This is a genomic window from Streptomyces sp. E2N166, from assembly GCF_003671715.1.
GTDB lineage: Bacteria > Actinomycetota > Actinomycetes > Streptomycetales > Streptomycetaceae > Streptomyces > Streptomyces thinghirensis.
This window is the reverse complement of the sequence record NZ_RAIF01000032.1, coordinates 1,014,341-1,017,869: the sequence shown is the minus strand read 5'-3', so window position 1 is coordinate 1,017,869 and position 3,529 is coordinate 1,014,341. Positions and strand designations below refer to the sequence as shown.

General features: G+C 73.0%; 2 protein-coding genes and 3 pseudogenes. All 5 read left to right on the top strand.

What is annotated here, in order from left to right:
- The coding region (locus EBH09_RS31525) for a PLP-dependent aminotransferase family protein (RefSeq protein WP_153182725.1) at positions 1–600 on the top strand (600 nt) is incomplete at its 5' end.
- Positions 601–752: 152 nt separating this feature from the next.
- Positions 753–2,339, top strand: coding sequence for an alkaline phosphatase D family protein (locus EBH09_RS31520; protein ID WP_121750258.1), 1,587 nt, complete (start codon positions 753–755; stop codon positions 2,337–2,339).
- Between the two features lie 165 nt (positions 2,340–2,504).
- Positions 2,505–2,690, top strand: a pseudogene (locus EBH09_RS38055) (SWIM zinc finger family protein); the annotation flags it as partial.
- Positions 2,670–3,194: pseudogene (locus tag EBH09_RS31515) on the top strand (hypothetical protein); the annotation flags it as partial. The pseudogenes EBH09_RS38055 and EBH09_RS31515, both read left to right, overlap by 21 nt.
- A gap of 117 nt (positions 3,195–3,311) precedes the next feature.
- Positions 3,312–3,529 (top strand): annotated as a pseudogene (locus EBH09_RS31510) (GNAT family N-acetyltransferase); the annotation flags it as partial.

The window sequence follows — 3,529 nt, the reverse complement described above, 5'->3', positions numbered from 1 at the left end:
GTGGACGGCCTCGTCCTGGAGGACGACTACGACGGCGACTTCCGGTACGACCGTGCCCCCGTGGGCGCACTCCAGGGGCTCGATCCGGAACGCGTCGCCTACACGGGTTCGGTCAGCAAGTCGCTCGCCCCGGGACTGCGGCTGGGCTGGCTGCTGGTTCCGGAGTGGCTGGCGGACGAAGTCGTCGAGCGCAAGCGCACCACGGACCTCGGCCATCCGGCCCTCGACCAGGCAGTCTTCGCCCGCTTCGTGGAACGCGGCGACTACGACCGCCAACTGCGCGTCTGTCAGCGCGCCTACCGTGAGCGGCGCGACGCCCTGGTCGCCGCCCTGGAGGAGTATCTTCCCGGCTCCCGGGTGTCCGGCATCGCCGCCGGACTCCACGTCATCGCCACCCTCCCCGAGCGGTACGGCCCCGAGGAGCGCTTCCTCGCGCGCGTGACGGAGGCCGGGGTCGCCGTGCGTTCGCTGGCGGACTACGGGCACGGCGCGGGTGGTGACGACGCGGCGGCGAAGGAGGTGCGGCTGGTGCTGGGATACGCGCACCTGACGCCGGGCCGCATTCGTGCGGGGATGGAGATGATGGGCAGGGTCGTGTGACGCGGGGCGGGTGAGGTGCTTCCACGCGCGCGGGCGGCTGGTTGTTCACCCCGAGTTTCCGTGCCCGCCGCGCCGCACCAGTAGGTCTGGCTCCGCACACTGGCCCGAACACCGGCCGGATCCCGTCCCTGGACGTCCCTGGAGGCGCATCCATGTCACACCGTCCGTTGCCCGCTCGCCGCAGCGTGCTGCGCGGCTCCCTCGCCGCGTCGGCGGCCCTGACCCTGCCCACCGCCCTCGGGGCGGCGCCGGCGTTCGCCCGTTCCGGGCGGCCGGGAGCGGGCTGGGGCGTGCAGACGGGAGACGTGACCTCCCACTCCGGTCTCGTGTGGGTGCGGTCCGACCGGCCTGCCCGCATGATCGTCGAGACGTCGGCCACCGAGTCGTTCCGCAATGCGCGCAGATGGCACGGGCCGCTGCTCGGGACGGACACGGACTTCACCGGCACGACCAGGCTGCGCGGGCTGCCGCCGGGCGAGCAGATCCACTACCGCGTGCTCCTCGCCGACCCGGACGACCCGCGCCGCACCGGTGAGCCGGTCCCCGGCACCTTCCGCACGGTGCCGGTCCGCAGGCGCGAGGGGGCACGCTTCGTGTGGTCGGGCGACCTCGCGGGCCAGGGCTGGGGCATCAACCCCGACCTCGGCGGCTACCGCATCTACAAGGCCATGGGCGCCCTGGACCCGGACTTCTTCCTGTGCAGCGGCGACAACATCTACGCCGACGGCCCCATCGCGGAGACGGCCGCCCTACCCGGCGGCGGCACCTGGCGCAACATCACCACCGAAGAGAAGTCCAAGGTCGCCGAGACCCTCGCCGAGTTCCGCGGCAACTTCCGCTACAACCTGCTCGACGAGAACCTGCGGCGCTTCAACGCCCAGGTCCCGTCGGTCGTCCAGTGGGACGACCACGAGGTGCGCAACAACTGGTACCCGGGCCAGGTGATCACGGACACGGACAGCCGCTACACCGAGAAGAGCGTGGACGTGCTGGCCGCCCGCGCCCGGCGCGCGTTCGGTGAGTACTTCCCGATCTCCACCCTGCGTCCCGGCGCGCGGGAGGGGCGCGTGCACCGGGTGCTGCGCCAGGGCCCGCTCCTCGACGTGTTCGTGCTGGACATGCGGACGTACCGCGATCCCAACTCCCCCGGTGACCAGACCGTGGACCCGCAGGGCATTCTGGGCCGCGAGCAGTTGGAGTGGCTCAAGCGGGAGCTGGCGCGGTCGCGTGCGGTGTGGAAGGTGATCGCCGCCGACATGCCGATCGGCCTGGTCGTGCCCGACTCCACCGAGGGGAGGGCGAACATCGAGGGAGTGGCGCAGGGCGATCCCGGCGCGCCTCTGGGGCGTGAACTGCAGATCGCCGAGTTGCTGCGCCACGTCAAGCACCGGCGGATCACCGGCACGGTGTGGCTGACGGCCGACGTGCACCACACCTCGGCGCAGCACTACCAGCCCTCGCGGGCCGCGTTCGCCGACTTCGAGCCGTTCTGGGAGTTCGTGTCCGGGCCGCTCAACTCGGGTGCGTTCCCGGCCAGCGCCCTCGACGGGACCTTCGGCCCGGAGAGGGTGTTCGTGAAGGCGCCGACCGCCTCGAACGTCTCGCCCGCGGGCGGCTACCAGTTCTTCGGCGAGGTCGACATCGACGGCGACAGCGCCGAGATGACGGTGCGTCTGCGCGAGCAGGACGGCACGGTGCTGTACACGAAGGTGCTCCAGCCGGGCCGGGTCGGCCAGTAGTTCCCGTAGCCTGTCGGGTGTGCCGCGCGCCGGCGTCATCCCCCGGTGCGCGGCTCGCGGCCCCGTCCGCCTCCCCGTTCGCCGCACATCCGCCAAATCCAGGCGCTGCGGCTCTGTTTGCGCAGGTCGGGCCCATTGTCAGTGGTCGGCTCTACGGTTTTTCGCATGACGCGATCTTTGCAGGCCGTGGCCTGTCGACGACCCTCCGTGCTGGAATCCGTGGCGGGCGGGCAGCGCCTGGGGCTGGAGACCTCCGAGGAGTCGACGCCTTCCGGCGCCGTGGATCACCCCGGGTCCCTGACGGGCTTCCTGACGTCGCCTCGGCGGACTTCCGCGGCGGCCGTGGACGACGGCCGGGGCGCCACCGCCGTGCTGCCGCGCCTCGCCGAGGCGGACGGCGAGGCGGGGGAGGCCGTGCACCTGTGCGTGGCGTACGGACCCGGGGCCCGGCACGCGGAGGACCGGCCGGCCGCCGTGGACGCCCTGCCGGTGCCGGCGGCGTGCGAGCGGCTCGACACCGTCCGGCTGGGCTCGGACCTGGGCCAGTTGGTGCGGGGCGGCGCGGTGAAGCCGGTGCGGACCTCGGCGGCGACGGAGGCGAACGCCGCCATCTGGGGCGTGCTCCGCCAGGTGCTGCCCGCCCTGCTCGCCGATCCGGCCACCGGCTCGACCGGCCCCTCGGCCCGCGGGCTCGGCGAGCTGCTCGCCGTGGCCGCCGAGTGCGCCGAGCGGGTGGGGGCCCGTGGCGACCTGCCGCATCTGCCGGAGGCGGCGGACCGGCGCGGTTCGTCCCGGCTGGTGAGGCAGGCCCGGCGGCTGCGCAGCGCGCCGGCGGAGGAGGCGGCCGCCGCCTGACACACGGCGCTGGTAAGAAGAGCAACAAATGTCCCAGAAGCCTTCTTTACCCATCGGTCACAGAGCGTTCGTGATCACGCAACACCGTCCCGTCACAGTGGGTGCATGAGTCGAGACATGTCTGATGTGACGGACGCCGTGACGCGCCTCTTCGGGCACGGCCCCGTGGTACCCGCCATGCTGCTGGCCTCGGTGGCCACCCTGATCGCCACGGCGGGCTTCCACACCTGGTGGACACGCCGCCACGGGCACGCCCCGCCGTCGCACGATACCGGCGCCCGGCCGCCGTCCACGGGGCGGCAGGCCGGGCCTTCCGACCGGGGCGACGGGACAGC